14 protein-coding genes, 2 pseudogenes and 1 riboswitch are annotated in these 14,617 nt (G+C 42.2%); of the genes and pseudogenes, 7 read left to right on the plus strand and 9 right to left on the minus strand.

Features of this window, described 5'->3' with window-relative positions; genetic code table 11:
* Positions 1–540 precede the first annotated feature (540 nt).
* Complete coding sequence (locus tag OCT63_RS02985) at positions 541–1,065, minus strand: DUF3087 family protein (protein WP_161685101.1); 525 nt, start codon at positions 1,063–1,065, stop codon at positions 541–543.
* 244 nt (positions 1,066–1,309) lie between these two features.
* Here OCT63_RS02985 and trmY point away from each other — a divergent pair, with 244 nt between their 5' ends.
* Complete coding sequence (gene trmY / locus OCT63_RS02990) at positions 1,310–1,909, plus strand: tRNA (pseudouridine(54)-N(1))-methyltransferase TrmY (protein WP_161685103.1); 600 nt, start codon at positions 1,310–1,312, stop codon at positions 1,907–1,909.
* Between the two features lie 215 nt (positions 1,910–2,124).
* Here the strand turns inward: trmY and OCT63_RS02995 are convergent, their stop codons facing one another.
* A complete protein-coding gene (locus OCT63_RS02995) occupies positions 2,125–2,739 on the minus strand; it encodes a YitT family protein (protein WP_137008410.1) in 615 nt (204 codons plus the stop codon).
* Between the two features lie 378 nt (positions 2,740–3,117).
* Here OCT63_RS02995 and OCT63_RS03000 point away from each other — a divergent pair, with 378 nt between their 5' ends.
* Positions 3,118–3,843 (plus strand): sulfite exporter TauE/SafE family protein, encoded by a 726-nt coding sequence (locus tag OCT63_RS03000; protein ID WP_269983162.1) that lies wholly within the window; start codon positions 3,118–3,120, stop codon positions 3,841–3,843.
* A 69-nt stretch (positions 3,844–3,912) separates the two neighbouring features.
* Complete coding sequence (locus OCT63_RS03005; protein ID WP_161672049.1) at positions 3,913–4,275, plus strand: MmcQ/YjbR family DNA-binding protein; 363 nt, start codon at positions 3,913–3,915, stop codon at positions 4,273–4,275.
* A gap of 110 nt (positions 4,276–4,385) precedes the next feature.
* On the opposite strand, the gene OCT63_RS03010 is transcribed toward OCT63_RS03005, so the two are convergent.
* Positions 4,386–5,129: a phosphatase PAP2 family protein gene (locus tag OCT63_RS03010; protein ID WP_269983163.1), complete on the minus strand. Its 744-nt coding sequence runs from the start codon at positions 5,127–5,129 to the stop codon at positions 4,386–4,388.
* Positions 5,130–5,420: 291 nt separating this feature from the next.
* Positions 5,421–5,571, plus strand: a riboswitch (FMN riboswitch).
* A gap of 213 nt (positions 5,572–5,784) precedes the next feature.
* Between OCT63_RS03010 and ribB the strand changes: the two genes are divergently transcribed.
* Both ribB and OCT63_RS03020 read left to right on the plus strand, forming a co-directional pair.
* Positions 5,785–6,441, plus strand: a complete 657-nt coding sequence (gene ribB, locus OCT63_RS03015) for a 3,4-dihydroxy-2-butanone-4-phosphate synthase (protein WP_017054827.1) — start codon at positions 5,785–5,787, stop codon at positions 6,439–6,441.
* A gap of 386 nt (positions 6,442–6,827) precedes the next feature.
* Entirely contained in the window at positions 6,828–7,676 is an 849-nt protein-coding gene (locus tag OCT63_RS03020; protein ID WP_057623828.1) for a hypothetical protein, read from the plus strand.
* A gap of 131 nt (positions 7,677–7,807) precedes the next feature.
* Here the strand turns inward: OCT63_RS03020 and OCT63_RS03025 are convergent, their stop codons facing one another.
* A complete protein-coding gene (locus OCT63_RS03025) occupies positions 7,808–8,704 on the minus strand; it encodes a LysR family transcriptional regulator (RefSeq protein WP_269983164.1) in 897 nt (298 codons plus the stop codon).
* 162 nt (positions 8,705–8,866) lie between these two features.
* Here OCT63_RS03025 and OCT63_RS03030 point away from each other — a divergent pair, with 162 nt between their 5' ends.
* Positions 8,867–9,505 (plus strand): NAD(P)-dependent oxidoreductase, encoded by a 639-nt coding sequence (locus OCT63_RS03030; RefSeq protein WP_060468944.1) that lies wholly within the window; start codon positions 8,867–8,869, stop codon positions 9,503–9,505.
* Between the two features lie 78 nt (positions 9,506–9,583).
* Here OCT63_RS03030 and OCT63_RS03035 read toward each other — a convergent pair whose 3' ends face one another.
* Positions 9,584–10,237, minus strand: coding sequence for a cupin domain-containing protein (locus OCT63_RS03035; protein WP_269983165.1), 654 nt, complete (start codon positions 10,235–10,237; stop codon positions 9,584–9,586).
* A gap of 159 nt (positions 10,238–10,396) precedes the next feature.
* Positions 10,397–10,627 (minus strand): annotated as a pseudogene (locus OCT63_RS03040) (LysR substrate-binding domain-containing protein); the annotation flags it as partial.
* Here OCT63_RS03040 and OCT63_RS03045 point away from each other — a divergent pair.
* Positions 10,621–10,988: pseudogene (locus OCT63_RS03045) on the plus strand (SDR family oxidoreductase); the annotation flags it as partial. The pseudogenes OCT63_RS03040 and OCT63_RS03045 sit on opposite strands and share 7 nt — an antisense overlap.
* Before the next feature lie 192 nt (positions 10,989–11,180).
* On the opposite strand, the gene OCT63_RS03050 reads toward OCT63_RS03045, so the two are convergent.
* The 3 genes from OCT63_RS03050 to OCT63_RS03060 all read right to left on the minus strand — a co-directional run bounded on the left by OCT63_RS03050 (position 11,181) and on the right by OCT63_RS03060 (position 14,194).
* Complete coding sequence (locus OCT63_RS03050; RefSeq protein WP_269983166.1) at positions 11,181–11,633, minus strand: HIT family protein; 453 nt, start codon at positions 11,631–11,633, stop codon at positions 11,181–11,183.
* Positions 11,626–11,955, minus strand: a complete 330-nt coding sequence (locus OCT63_RS03055) for an AMP-binding enzyme (RefSeq protein ID WP_269983167.1) — start codon at positions 11,953–11,955, stop codon at positions 11,626–11,628. The genes OCT63_RS03050 and OCT63_RS03055 overlap by 8 nt, the downstream gene beginning before the upstream one ends.
* A gap of 535 nt (positions 11,956–12,490) precedes the next feature.
* Complete coding sequence (locus OCT63_RS03060; protein ID WP_269983168.1) at positions 12,491–14,194, minus strand: AMP-binding protein; 1,704 nt, start codon at positions 14,192–14,194, stop codon at positions 12,491–12,493.
* Positions 14,195–14,617 lie beyond the last annotated feature (423 nt).

Consider the following 14,617-nt stretch of genomic DNA (forward strand, 5'->3'; position numbering starts at 1 on the left):
TGAATACTGACTTCAAAACTATTCTTTATAAAATAAAGAGTGTAATTTTAAAGCTATTATCATTCCAACAGAATGATAATGAATTGACTGTGCCAAAATTAAGTAAACTTAACTTTGTATTGGTCACTCAGCTCATTGAAATCAATGTTGTTACCGAAGTAACTGTCATTACCTAAGTAATAACGTTTTGATATTCATCAACGAGTGCCCACACAGATTGATAGGTTTAAATTGTTAAAGAGCTTTGCTTATCGAAACTTCCTTTTTACATAGGAACCCTTGAAAGCGGACGTGAATTCTAGCGATTTAATCTTAAGTGTCAAACACTTTTTAAAATTAATTTATTTCTAACTTTCCGTCTTACTGATTACTGCTGAAGCCTTGTAGCGTCTGCCGTGTCAGTGAGGCGGCATTATAGAGATCATCGAAAACATGGCAACCCCTTTTTTGATAAAAATTTAAAAAACTTGCTTAAGTGGCTACTTTTACGTCAAAAGCCACTTTCATCGCTCAAATCTCATACAATAATGGGCATATTACTTAAAACTTTGCGATTAGATCTTTCGAAAATGCCTCTATATCTAGTTCAATACTCCATTTATCACTCAGTTCTACGATGTTATCTAGCGACTGCTGAACCGTTTTTATCGTCAATGTGTTGTTGTCTAGGTCGTATACCTGTTTTTGTGTGGTGTAATAGAAGTAAAGAATGGTCAGCGCGTCTCGGTCGCCTTGTTCAGCTTTGGGTTGAATACGCTTGAGCTTACGATAGATTTGATTGTGGATTTGTTTAAGGTTCCATACATAAAGTGCTTCTTTAAAGTAATCGTGCCCTTTTACACGGCTCGCGATAAATGCATTCAATGCGACGGATAAGATCACACCTAATACGTTCAAGTGAAAATTACCTGTCGATTCGCCAGCGATTGATTGTCCTGAACCGAATACGTCAATCAATATGGTTCCGAATACAACGGCGAACACAGCGAGTGATCCAACCAACGAAACCAACAGCAGGTTCATCTTCTTTCTATATTCTTCTTTATTGATCTTCTGTAACTTCATCGACTACTTCCTTAAATAATTTGCGCATACTATCTACGTAAACATTGGGTCGCTTCAACCCTTACCATCTTGTAATGTGGTCATTCTCTATTTAATACGCAGAGTTCTTCTGGTTGACGCTATGCATAACTCTATTTGACTTCATTAATAGAAAAGAGTTACATACCGCCACAATTTTGGTTATTCATCAATTCATATTGATAAAGTCCGTTTCGCTTTATCACATACTGACAAGGTACATTCCATGCGTTCATTTGTATTACGCGCTCGCGCAGCCCCTACAGAGAGCAAACTTATCTTAGAAGGCGTTGGACAAGATGCTCATACTGAGATTCTGGCTCATACTTTGATGAACACGATCTTCGTTGCTCAATCTCACCGTGAGAATGTCACCGTGCACCTGGTATTAGAAAGTACTAAAGACTTTTCACGTACGATTACATTCAATTCAAACGAGATCACCAACATTGGTGGCTTCCACGAGTCTGCATTATTATCAGCGGTAGTAAGAGCAGTTGACGCTTCTCAAGGTATGACAAAAGAACAGACACGTCAGGTTGAACCGGGCATCACAGTTCGTACTATGAGTTTTGAAAAGCTGGTTAAAGAGCTAGCTGAAGACCACCAGCTGTACATGATGGATAAAAAAGGCGATTTTATCCGTGATGCGAATATTGCTGAAAACCCATGTTTTCTTCTGACTGACCATATCCCTATGCCGAAGAAAAGCTATAACAGCTTGAAGCGTTTAGGGACTGAGAAAATCAGCTTAGGTCCAAACATGCTGTTTGCTTCTCAGTGTGTTGTGTTGATCAACAATGAGCTTGATGTGAGAGACTTCTGATTCAACCCAATAGCCGTTGAAATAAAAATGGAGCGATCATCGCTCCATTTACTCCTTTGTTCAGCTAACATCCGCACTAAAAACGAGCTTCAACTGTCATCCCTTCAACCCAATACTCTTCTGGCGGTGCTGTAATAAAGTCCAACACGACTTTCAAGTACGTTGACCTAAGACAACATTTCATAATCTGAAAATCACTTTGCTTTGGATAACTGCTACGCTGCTTCCGCTTTCACCACCGGTTGATAGCGCCCTGGTTTATGGTTCATCGCCAGGATCAAGTTAGTGACTATCGCCCCCAGTACAGATAGTAGTACCAGTGACACATCAACGATAAACAATGAGAGTACGACAATCGTGCAATCTAGTGCCATCTGAACTTTGCCCGCACGAATCCCAAAACGTTCTTGTAAGAATAACGCCAGAATGTTGAAACCACCTAAGCTCATCTTATGACGAAAGATCACCAACATGCCGGTACCAATTAAACCACCTCCTAATAATGCTGCATACAATGCATGAATCTCAGCAATCTGAATCACGTGGTACAAGTAATCCACCGCGAACGAAACAATCGAAACGGCAATAAAGGTACTGATGGTGAAACGCCAGCCCATACGAGCAACCGACAAAATATAAAAAGGTAAGTTAAGCGCGAAGAACACTTGACCAAAACTTAGGTCTGTTACTTTGGTAATGAAGATAGCTAGACCAGCCGTGCCTCCAGTGAGCAAACCGACTTGGTTGAAAAATATAACGCCGAGTGAAACCAGTGCACTACCTAAGATCAGTGCCAGTAAGTTTTCGCGAAGGTTGTGATCTTTATCCATATGATGACTCTCCCTGAATCTTTTAACATCGCGTTTCAGTCATGTTGAAACGATTTGCGTCCAAATTTACGATATTTAACAGATAAGTCGAGTTAGAGACCAATGTTACTTAATGATTACTTTGTATATTAGTTTTTACATCATTGTTAAACACTCAAATAAAGCAATAAGTTACATTGAAAAATCTATGTATTCATTCTAAGTTACAAGGTTCAATCGTTTAACAAACGACCTTCAAGTTTCTCTACTTATTAGTCATGTTTATATCAACGCTAACAAAGCATAAATTCACACATAAACTTCACTGAATAATAAGACTATTCCTGCTATTTTACTTTATAGTATCCGCTCACTTCTTTAAAACTAATCCGCAGGCTTATGGAATACCTAGCTCAGACCGCCCTTATTGCGATGGCACTCATTTTTGTCGGCTCGTTTGTACAAACAGCAATCGGCTTTGGCTTAGCTATTGTGGCTGCCCCGTTGTTGTTTTTGGTTTCGCCTGACTATGTACCCGCGCCTATCTGTCTCGTCGGCCTGTTCATTTCTATATTCAATGCGTTTAAGCACCGAGCAAACATTTCTATTGGCGGATTAAAAATAGCACTGCTTGGTCGTATTCCGGGCTCTATAGCTGGCGGTGCTTTGTTGGTAATGGTTTCAACGAGTGTTCTGTCTCTGTGGTTAGGCTTATTGGTAGTATTTGCGGTAATTGTCAGCTTACTGCCGTTTAGATTAGAGCCGACCCCTGCCAAGATGGGCATTGCTGGATTCTTCTCTGGATTCTTTGGCACTAGCTCAGGCATTGGTGGTCCACCAATGGCGTTGCTACTTCAACACCAAGATGCCAATCAACTTCGTGGTAACCTTTCTGCATTTTTCGTGTTTAGTTCTATCATTTCATTGCTGGTACAGATCCCAATTGGCTTCTTCACGATGCACCATTTGATCATCACAATCCCGTTGCTTCCTGCGGCTTGGTTGGGTTATAAAGTGGCGTTAATGACCACGCAAAGCATTCCTAAAGAGAAGATACGTATCGGTTCTTTATTGCTATGTTCTATCAGCGGCTTTACTGCCATTTGGCAAGGCTTAGCTGGCTAGCTCGAAGCAGAAACATCGACAAAGAAACAAACACACAGATCCAATACCGAACGATTAAAAGGACGCTCTATGACATACGACGAGTTCAATGCATTTTGTGAATCAAAAGCTGCCACCAGCTATGTGATGCAGTGGAATAACTCTCACGTTTGGAAAGTGGGAGGTAAGGTGTTTGCGATTGGAGGTTGGGGCCCGAACGACGAGCCTGCATTTATCTTCAAAACGTCCGACCAAAACTTCGACTTTTTGAAAGAAGAGCCCGGTTATAAACCTGCGCCCTACTTTGCTTCGCGTGGTATGAAATGGATTCAGTTGTTTGAAAGCACACCAGAAAGAGATGAGGAGCTGAGATACTACCTCACAGAATCACACCGAATGGTCTCTTTAGGCCTAACCAAAAAGAAACAAGCAGAACTCGGTCTCAATCAATAAAGAGACCGCCTGCTTGTAATCGGTTATTTAACACTATGTTAGCGCTTTAAAATTCAGGAAGATCCTAGAAATTTGAGCGGATCTTAAAAGCTTAAGTCGCTCTTAAAAACTTAGGCCGTTCTAAGGAACTTGGGCAATAGAGGTTCTATTTTTTGCGTTGGTACCAATGGCACCAATAGGTAGATTAAACCCGCAAAAGCGATAGATGCAACCAAGTCTTCAGGACGATGCATACCAAGCCAAACACGACTATAAGCAACGCCACCAGCCCAAACCAGCAAACCACCCACTAGGTAAAAACGCTTCGCTTCCAAGAACAAACCACCAAAGAACGCTAAACACACACCAACGAAAATCATGTGTCCAGACGGAAAAGAATAGTCTGTTTCGCCAAGCCAATGACGTGCTCGCCACTCGCTGACCCTATCTTGCACAGACTCTATTGCCGCGTTTTTTTCTGCCGATGGTAACTCATAAAACAGCTCTGGCATTTCAACCACTTCCTGTGTAACCAAATACTCAGAATAAGGACGCGGGCTCTCTGTTGAATGCTTTAAGAAAGTCTTCGCTGCAAAGCTAAGCACCAATAAAATGCCTAACTGCAGATAAAGGCTGACTAGCTTAGCTTTGGAAAATTTCATCATGAGCAAAACTAAAGACAAAACAGCGAGCGTTACCAAGAATCCTTGATTACCTGCTGAATACGTCACGAACGTCATGAAGGCACCATAGAAAGGCAAAACCGCACTTCCAAGGTCGAAATCAGATCCAAAGATCAAAAAGGGTACTAGGGAATACAAACTTAGAACTAGCAGTAATAAGCCTTTGGATTTGTTAGAAAACAGAGAAGTCATGGCTAAGATCTTTTGGATAAGGTGGCCGGATGCTATCGCAGCTTAGCATCGCCAATATCAATTTTATGTCAATGATAATCGCCAGACAGCCATTCATATTCACAATTGGATTAGAGTAATTAGAAACATAACAACGCTACGTTAAACCGAGTTATGTCATATTCCGTCGATTAAGTAAGCACTTATCAAGTTCATAAGGCTTAATCTAAAAAACTTTGCTGCCAGTCCTTTAAATCCATTATTGAAAGGATTAACATCTGGTCTGCTGTCAAAGCAAAACAAATTATTAATTTTTATTCTCAGGGCGGGGCGAAATTCCCCACCGGCGGTATGTCTTTAGCAAAATCTAAAGATAAGCCCGCGAGCGCTCGATTCGTCGAGGTCAGCAGATCTGGTGAGATGCCAGAGCCGACGGTTATAGTCCGGATGAGAGAGAATGAAAACACACTCGTTTAAGTTGGAAAGGCGCATCTATTTGTTGAGTTGATGCCTCCAACTCAGACGAGTGTATTTCGTTTTGGATAAACCATAATGAGCTAATACCAATCGTATTTGGATTGGTATAAGTCTACTTGTAATGAGTTGACTTTGTTATGCTCGTCGGTTGAGATCCCTCATACAGCCCTGATTCTGGTGATATTTTAGGAGTTTAACCATGAATCAGTCATCACTACTTGCCGAATTTGGCGAACCAATCACTCGCGTTGAAAACGCACTGCAAGCCCTACGCGAAGGTCGTGGCGTACTTTTACTTGACGATGAAGATCGCGAGAACGAAGGCGACATCATCTACTCAGTAGAACACTTAACCAATGCTCAAATGGCACTTATGATCCGTGAATGCAGCGGCATCGTGTGCCTGTGTCTAACTGACGAGCAAGCAAACCAACTTGAACTTCCACCTATGGTTGTAGATAACAACAGCGCAAACCAAACTGCGTTTACTGTCACTATCGAAGCAAAAGTGGGCGTAACAACCGGTGTTTCTGCCGCTGACCGTGTAACAACGATCAAGACAGCTGCAAACCCAACAGCTAAGCCTACTGACCTTGCTCGCCCTGGCCACGTATTCCCACTGCGCGCACGCAAAGGTGGCGTACTTGCTCGCCGCGGCCACACAGAAGGCACTGTGGATCTGATGCAGATGGCAGGTCTTCAATCAGCAGGTGTACTATGTGAAGTAACCAACCCAGACGGCACAATGGCAAAAGCGCCAGAGATCGTTGCTTTCGGTAAACTGCACAACATGCCAGTACTGACCATTGAAGATATGGTGATGTACCGCACTGAGTTCGATCTTAAGCTAGCATAACGTTTAGCCCTCAATGCTAAACACTTAGCATTTAAGCTAATACACTGCGAAATGAACATTGAAAGGCCTCACTCTTACTGCTTTTGAAGTTAAAGCATATAAGGGGTGAGGCCTTTTTGATTTCTGCTGCTTGAAACGAGCCAGAAATAGATCGCCAAAGTGCCTCTAGTTATCAAAACCTTCCCAGCCTAATCACTAGAAAAGCGTAACCTCTCAAAAAATCCTGCAAAATATGAGAAATATTCACTCGAATGGTGAAGTCATGCACCATGATTGATCATCCATAATCAGACTAAAATCATAACCCAATGAAATATAACACTTATTTACTTTGGCACGGTGTCTGCATTACCACTAAGTAGGTATACAAATATTAGGAGTTGAATATGTTTGTAGTTATTTCAGTGGGTTTATCCCTATTAGTACTTGCAGCCCTGTTTCATTTCTCAAGGAAGAGACAAACAGCGCTATCACACAGGTTTGAAACCTTAGTTCTGCTTAGAGAGTTATTGTTGTTATCACGCAAACACCGCGCGGCAACGCATTACGCTCTAGCATATAAATTGTCTAGCGACTCGATTCGTAAAGTAAATGAGATTTACGACAACATACTTGAGGTATCTGAGCTGCTTCAGTCTCATGTGTCGTTTGATAGTCGCCCTATGTATCGCATCTATCACCTTAAACTCATCGCCATGCACAGCGACTGGCAAAACCGTAGCTTGGTGCGTAACCAATCGATTCATGGCAAAACAATTCGCCATAGCATGTTCTTGATGGATGAAGTGATGATCATCTGGCTGATTCAATCTGAACGAGAAGACATGAGCCGTGAGTACCACATGAATTGGCAACAGATCTTGGATTGCATGGAGATCCTGACCAAGCTCAGAATGTGTATCCCAGATATGGAGAAGCCTGAGGAGTATTTAAGATTCAAATTCTACGCCTCTCAGACACACAGAAAACTCAACCAATTATCGATTATCTGCCCGATTAGTAGTGGGTCACCAGTTTGTACACGAGCGATGCATGCACTTACAGAGATCGCGTCAAGTAACGAAGCGACCCAACCGGCAGATAGCATGTACGAATTAACCAGTGATATCTCTAGCGTCGTGTCGCAAGTCTACGACCAAGTATTATCTGACATTACGAGAAGCTTGTATCAGCCTTTACCAGACATCAATGAAAAGGTGATAAATACTCGATTATCCGTACATCATTACATGTAAAGACTTCGTGAGAGGAGAGCGTGCTGGAACTCTGAATTATTGAGTTCAAATCCGATATCACCATTGATATCGGATTTTTGTATTTATAGGCGTTTAAATTTCTATCGCTATGTATCATTGCCTATGAAGTTTCAAGCATCCCCAGACTTAATATCGCTAACCCAAGCTTCTGCCGCAAAATCAATAAACTGACGAACAATTGGAAGCTGATAGCTGCGAGATAGATACACCGCCCAAAGAACGCTGCTGGGTGAAACAAAATCACCCAATATGCGTATCAGTTTGCCATTCGCAATCAGTGGGTTGGCTAAGTCACAAGGTAAACGAACTACCCCTTTCCCGTGCTGTGCCGCACGAGTTAGCACTCCAACATCGTTGGCCTTGATGGTGCCAGACACCTCAACCGAATAGTGCTGATTATCCTTAACGAAATCCCACTTCGAGACATTCAGATGACGAAAGCAATTGTGTTGTCGAAGCGCTTCGACCGTTTCAGGTTCACCATGTTGGTCCAAGTAGGCTTGCGAGGCGCACACCACTGAATCAATTACCATTAGCTTTCGTGCAATCAAACTATCGTCAGGTTGGTCCGTATAGCGAAGTGCAATATCTATCCTTTCATCCACCAGCTGAGTAAAACGGTCTGAAGCAAACAATTCGACCGTGATATTAGGGTGGCGCTCAGTGAACTGTTCAACCACATCCAGCAGCATGTATTGAGTCAAACCAATGGGTGCAGCAATTCGAATGGTTCCTGAAAGATCATCGGTTTGATTGAGTGAAGTAACTTCTAGCTCAGCGGTTTCATGGAGGATTTTCTCGCAGCGCTGTAAGGCGATTTCCCCTGCCGCCGTTAAGCTCACCTTTCGAGTCGTCCTATGTAATAGCCTCTGCTTCAACCACCCTTCTATCTCTTGAACATGACGCGAAACCTGCAACCGACTCATATCCAAATGCTCAGCTGCTTGAGTGAAGCTGGCACAATTCGCAACTTCGACAAAGCTACGCATTGCCGTCAACCTATCCATCACGCTCTCCTTGAACTGTTTAGCTGCTAATCGAATCTTATTAGATCAATATATAGATACAATCTACATCATTTTGCGATATTTATCGCAATCTAGTGAGCTATTAGACTGCAATGGCTGTCGAGAAAACGACTCAATAAATTAGATAATTGGAGAGACATTATGAAAATTGCAGTATTAGGCGCATCAGGTTGGATTGGTAGTCACATCGCTCAAGAGGCTCAATCTCGTGGTCACGACGTAGTTGCAGTTGTAAGAGATGCAAGCCGCGTAGAAAACAATGACATTGAAGTTCGTTCATTTGATTTACAAGACGAAACTGCAAATCTAGCAAACGCACTAGCCGGCGTTGATGCAGTAATTACTTCGATTGGCGGACGTGCTCTGGGTAATCACGACATCGTAAAAAACACTGCGACTAAATTGCTGGCAACATTACCGAGCATCGGTATCGAGCGCTTACTTTGGGTTGGCGGTGCCGGCTCATTAGAAGTGGCGCCAAACGTACCGCTAGTGACCGTTCCGGACTTCCCTGCGGATTACAAAAATGAAGCGCTAGCACAAGGCGAAGCTCTTGAAGTGTTCAAGCAATCGAACAGCGAAGTAAACTGGACGTTTGTTAGCCCTGCAGCAGAAATATTCCCGGGTGAGAAACTATCGACCTACCGTACAGGTGGCGACCAACTACTCACCGACGAAGATGGCAACAGCAAAATTTCAGTGAGCGATTACGCTATCGCGATGATTGATGAGCTCGAAGCTGGCAAGTTCCCACGTCAGCGTATTGGTGTCGCTTACTAGTCAACTCATATATAAAAACTAAAAAAAGCCGCTTGTTCAAAACAGTGCGGCTTTCTCATCTTTATATTGAGCATTCCTTTAATCCAATGGCAGGTGACCTGTTTTCACTAGGATGACGGTTTCTTCTTCCACATAAGGGAAATGCTCGCTCATATGCGGACTGCGCATCCATGTGTGTTTTGGATACTCACCATATTCATCTTTAAAAGTGCCCGACAACACAAAGATCTCTTCACCACCAAAGTGACGATGTGGCTGAAAACACTCGCCGACAGGCCACTTCACTAACGCGACATGTTCGTGCTCAAACTCATGCAGTGGCATGACTTGTAAGCCACCAATGCCCGGAAGCCATTCAGTTTCTAACGTATTAATACGGATCTGAGTTAAGTCTCTCGCATCAAACTGATTAAGCTTAACCAAGATCGTGCAGCCGTCTTTACTCGATGGGGAGTGCGCACTACCCGGCGGATTACGGATATAAGTGCCCGCTGGGAAATCTCCGGTTTCATCAGAAAAGATACCCTCTAATACGAAGATCTCTTCGCCTTGTGGGTGTGGGTGCTCAGAAAACGAAGATTCAGGATCGTACTTCACCACGCTGGTCGTGTGACCTGATTCTTTATCTTCTCTTTCAAGCGGCTTGCGCCATACCCCTTTGGCAGGGCTTGCAATCCAATCTAATGATTCGGTTTCAATAACCAGCTTTTTTGAAAAGTCCATGTTGAACATAATGACGACCTTACTCTTGTTATCGTTTTAATTATTCTTATTATCTTTCTCGCTTCTATTCTATGCGAATACAGACCGATGAGGCTACCTCTTAGCTAGTTGCCAATAAAGCCCCAACACATATTAAAATCTAGGCTTAATGAGTTGCGGCAAACACAATTAGCTCACTGGCATTTGCTCAAAGCGACCTTTTACAAAATCAATGAAGGTTCGAATCCGGCTTGGTTGATAGCGGTCTCGATGGTAGATCGCTGAAAAGTCGACCTTAGGCACCACCCATTCTTCAAACACTTGCAACAGTTGCCCGTCGTTCAGTTCTTGTAAGCAATAGATGGTTGGTACGCGAATAATCCCGTTGCCCGACTTCGCGCCTTGTACCAACACTCGCACAAGGTGAAGAGAAATTTGACCCTGTAGATGCGCTTATCAACAACGCTGGCGCAATGCTTCTTGGTCAATCGATACTCAAGACGCACAAGAGTGGAAGACAATGTTCGATGTGAACGTTCGTGAAGAAGTTGCGGCTTCAAATGTTCGTGTTACCACTATCGCACCAGGTGCTGTAGAGACTGAGCTTCTGTCGCACACTACCTCTCAAGAGATCAAAGACGGTTACGATTCTTGGAAAGAAGACATGGGCGGCGTACTGGCAGCTGACGATATTGCTCGCGCGGTATCATTCGCTTACCAGCAACCACAGAACGTTTGTATCCGTGAAATTGCTCTAGCGCCAACTAAGCAACAGCCATAGGCTTTACGCAATAACAAACATCACGTCATAATTGACATTGAATAAAGAAGGGACCTGTAACTAGAAATAGATTGCAGGTCCCTTCTTTATTTGCTGCTTGTTCGCTGAAAACACGTTTTTGTATCTCTATCAGAACTGCTCTCTACCCTGTCTCTACCATTGCGTTTCGCTTGATACAAACAGTCGTCGACTTCAAAAATGACTTTTCAGTTTTTGAGACACTTTTAGCAAGCGCCTCTTTGAAACGGTCGGGTTAATAAACCTTGTAAGTAATCGCCAGTAAAAATTAATGTTGTCCCATTTCCGTCGTGGAATTAAGTGAATATGAGCATGAGGAATATGCTGTCCTGAATATGTTCCATTGTTTACCACCAATGTATAATCATTGACATCATCAAATGCCTCGATAGCTCTCAGCCCCAACTTCTTAGCGAACAAGAACAACTCCTTGTATTCATCATCATTTAGCTCTTCAAGATGAGAAACGTGACTTCTACTGAGAATAAGTACGTGACCTTCCGTTATCGGATGTATGTCAAGTACAGCTCTCAAACTGTTAGACTTCGCAATGAGGAAATGAGCAGATTGATCACGATTAATCTGACAAAGAATACATGATTGAGTAGCGTTAAAAACTTTATTCATTGGCTTTCAACAGCTCCATAATGGCTCTACGATCTAACTTTCCACTACTGTTTGTAGGAATCTTATCTAAAAAAACGATGGTATCGGGCACCATATATGTAGGTAGCGACGAACGACAACGTTCAACTAGATCCTCTGCACTAAAGCCAAAATCGTTATGACACAAAGTTAAACCAGTACACACCTTTTCTCCATAAGGGTACGGAACGACTACGATCCTATCTGAAGCAGTAAAACGACGAATCAATGATTCAATTTCTTGTATCTCTATGCGATAGCCTCTGAGCTTGACTTGATGATCGACACGTCCATGGAAGTACATGACGCCACTAGAGTCATAGCTCGCCAAATCTCCGGTCTTATAAAGCCGTTGAACAACGCTATCATTCCATGGTGACCATTCTATAAAAACTTGGTTTGTTTTATCACTATCTGTCTACAACCTGAGGGCCAGTCAAATAAAGTTGCCCCACTTCACCAAACTCGGCAGGGAGCAGCTCATCATTCAAAATAACGCAGCGGTTTTGGCCAAAAGGCTTTCCAATTGGGACTAATCGAAAAACTGACTATGTCTATCTAGATGAACGAATAATTTTCAGCTTCCTATCACACAAAGGTAATAGAGACTCTAGTAAGTCAATGCTTTCTTCATCGACTAATAAAGTACTGCATCCGCTCGTACGAATAATCGAGGCAATTTTTTCAACAGGAAATGTATTGTTGAGAGGAATGTAAGTTATTTTAGATAACGTGTAAAAAAATAAATGCATAGTTGTGCTTATTCACAGACAACTTAGATAAGTTGTCTGTCCTTCTTAATAGCTGTGACATTGTTAGTTCCGTCTAATTTAGATTATTTATGCGCTTGCAGACACTCGTTTAGAGTAAGCAGTGTTAGAAGACTTATCTTTCTCTGTTAATTTACTTTCAATGATGACCTCATAAGGTAAATTCAAGTTAAGTAAGTGTTTATAACGCTCTTCAATTTTATCTCTTTTGAGCTTTAATGTAGGCGTTAGCAAGCCATTTTCAATACTCCAGGGCAGCTCAACTAAAATCAGGTGATCTAGCCGCTCATGAGCTTCTAATTCTCTGTTTACTTTCCTTAAAGTAGCTTTAAGTTCTTTTCGTACATGCGCAGCGGTACTAGGTGTGCCTTCGCCTAAAACAATTAATGCAATCGGTTGTTTTCTACCAATTCCCATAACACACACTTGTTCAATATCTGGATTCCTGCCTAAGCTGCTTTCAATGGGTACAGGTGAAACGTATTTTCCTTTACTCGTCTTAAACTGTTCTTTTACTCGTCCAATAATTCGCCACGAGCCATTAGCATTAAGCTCGGCTTTATCACCCGTCTTAAACCAACCCTCTTCAAAAGCGGCTTTGGTGGCTTCTTCATTTGCGTAATATCCCGAGAAGACAGCATCCCCTTTGATCAGAACTTCACCTTCTTCAGATAATTTCATTTCGACACACGGTTGAGGCGTTCCAATTGTTCCAAGGTGCTCGAAATCAAAAGGGACATTGCTACACGATAGGCCTGACGTTTCTGTCATCCCCCAACCTTCACCGATCCTAATACCGATCTTATGGAACCACAGAAGCACTTCTGGGGAAATAGGTGCACTACCAGACCCAAATAAAACCGTGTCTTGAAGTCCTAGATTTTCACGTATTTTACGCGCAACAATTTGGCCAATAATCGGGATTTTTAGTAGTAGCTGTAAACGATTATTTGGCATCTTCGCCAAGATTTTAGACTGGAACTTAGTCCATAGTCTTGGTACTGAGAGGAAAGCAGTTGGGCGAGCATATTTAACATCTTCAATGAAGGTATCAATTGATTCAGTAAAAAACACTTCAGCTGGATTATAAATCGATGGAAGTTCAACCACACAACGCTCAGTGATATGAGCTAATGGCAGATAAGACATAACGCGAGTTTCCCCCGTTTGAAAAAATATCTCACTGCCAGATGTTGCTGACGACGCAACGTTTAAATAACTAAGTTCAACTCCCTTTGCCAAACCAGTGCTACCAGAGGTGTAGATAATCGAAAACGTATCGTTAAGGCTGGGGATGTTAATATTTTCAAGTGGCGTTAACATCGGCAACCAAGCACGCCAATCAAGCTTGCAATCAACTTTAGCACTAGGCATTGCTATGGTAATTAATGAATCAGGTAAAGCTTTGCTGAGCTCTTTGGAATCATCAAGCTTGCCAATAAACATCGCTTTAGCGCCACTATGTTCCAACACGTACTTTATGTTGTCTGAACTTGCTGTTGGGTAAATCGGGACACTAACCAGACCAGCCATCATTATTGCTAAGTCACATATGTACCACTCAGCCGAATTTTTAGCGATGATGGAGACTTTGTCCCCCTCGACTAGTCCATTGTCAACTAAACCTTTTGCGACTTTCCGTGCCGCGATATCTGCCTCACACCATGTATAAGTATGCCACTTACGATCAACAGGTTGATGAAGCCACACTTTGTCAGGGTGCTTTTTAACATTAGCTTTCAACTGTTCTAACGGCGTACAGTAAGTTGTCATAGTTTAACTTTCCTTAGTTATTAAACGGTTTCAGACCTTAAATTCAACAACGCTACAGCACTTCGATAAATTTAAGCTCCCCAAAAAAGGTGTAAAATTAACCACCACTTGGTCAGACCACATTAATCTTTATTAACACCTGAGCAACAAACACTTATCATCTAGTTATTAAACTGAGATATGAAACAGCAACACTTAGCCCGACAAATGATTATTTTATAAATTAGAAAGGTCATTTACAAAATGGTGAGATGACTTCGGAGTACATTTGTTGCCCGAATATATTACTGTTAATTCAACAACCGTAAGCGCTAAATCTATAGGGTGCCTATTTTTATCAACACGTCTGTCGTATATCACGGCACTCTTTGCAATCGTGAACTTACCTATGATGAATTAACTTAATCTCCCCCCATTTAACTG

The sequence above is a fragment of the Vibrio sp. RW genome (genome assembly GCF_027587105.1).
Lineage (GTDB): Bacteria > Pseudomonadota > Gammaproteobacteria > Enterobacterales > Vibrionaceae > Vibrio > Vibrio toranzoniae.

What these genes read in the sequence shown, in the direction of transcription:
- OCT63_RS02985 (WP_161685101.1), bottom strand. Translation starts at nt 1,065, where the DNA reads ATGAAGTTACAGAAGATCAATAAAGAAGAATATAGAAAGAAGATGAAC.
- trmY (WP_161685103.1), top strand. Translation starts at nt 1,310, where the DNA reads ATGCGTTCATTTGTATTACGCGCTCGCGCAGCCCCTACAGAGAGCAAA.
- OCT63_RS02995 (WP_137008410.1), bottom strand. Translation starts at nt 2,739, where the DNA reads ATGGATAAAGATCACAACCTTCGCGAAAACTTACTGGCACTGATCTTA.
- OCT63_RS03000 (WP_269983162.1), top strand. Translation starts at nt 3,118, where the DNA reads ATGGAATACCTAGCTCAGACCGCCCTTATTGCGATGGCACTCATTTTT.
- OCT63_RS03005 (WP_161672049.1), top strand. Translation starts at nt 3,913, where the DNA reads ATGACATACGACGAGTTCAATGCATTTTGTGAATCAAAAGCTGCCACC.
- OCT63_RS03010 (WP_269983163.1), bottom strand. Translation starts at nt 5,129, where the DNA reads ATGACTTCTCTGTTTTCTAACAAATCCAAAGGCTTATTACTGCTAGTT.
- ribB (WP_017054827.1), top strand. Translation starts at nt 5,785, where the DNA reads ATGAATCAGTCATCACTACTTGCCGAATTTGGCGAACCAATCACTCGC.
- OCT63_RS03020 (WP_057623828.1), top strand. Translation starts at nt 6,828, where the DNA reads ATGTTTGTAGTTATTTCAGTGGGTTTATCCCTATTAGTACTTGCAGCC.
- OCT63_RS03025 (WP_269983164.1), bottom strand. Translation starts at nt 8,704, where the DNA reads ATGGATAGGTTGACGGCAATGCGTAGCTTTGTCGAAGTTGCGAATTGT.
- OCT63_RS03030 (WP_060468944.1), top strand. Translation starts at nt 8,867, where the DNA reads ATGAAAATTGCAGTATTAGGCGCATCAGGTTGGATTGGTAGTCACATC.
- OCT63_RS03035 (WP_269983165.1), bottom strand. Translation starts at nt 10,237, where the DNA reads ATGTTCAACATGGACTTTTCAAAAAAGCTGGTTATTGAAACCGAATCA.
- OCT63_RS03050 (WP_269983166.1), bottom strand. Translation starts at nt 11,633, where the DNA reads ATGAATAAAGTTTTTAACGCTACTCAATCATGTATTCTTTGTCAGATT.
- OCT63_RS03055 (WP_269983167.1), bottom strand. Translation starts at nt 11,955, where the DNA reads ATGTACTTCCATGGACGTGTCGATCATCAAGTCAAGCTCAGAGGCTAT.
- OCT63_RS03060 (WP_269983168.1), bottom strand. Translation starts at nt 14,194, where the DNA reads ATGACAACTTACTGTACGCCGTTAGAACAGTTGAAAGCTAATGTTAAA.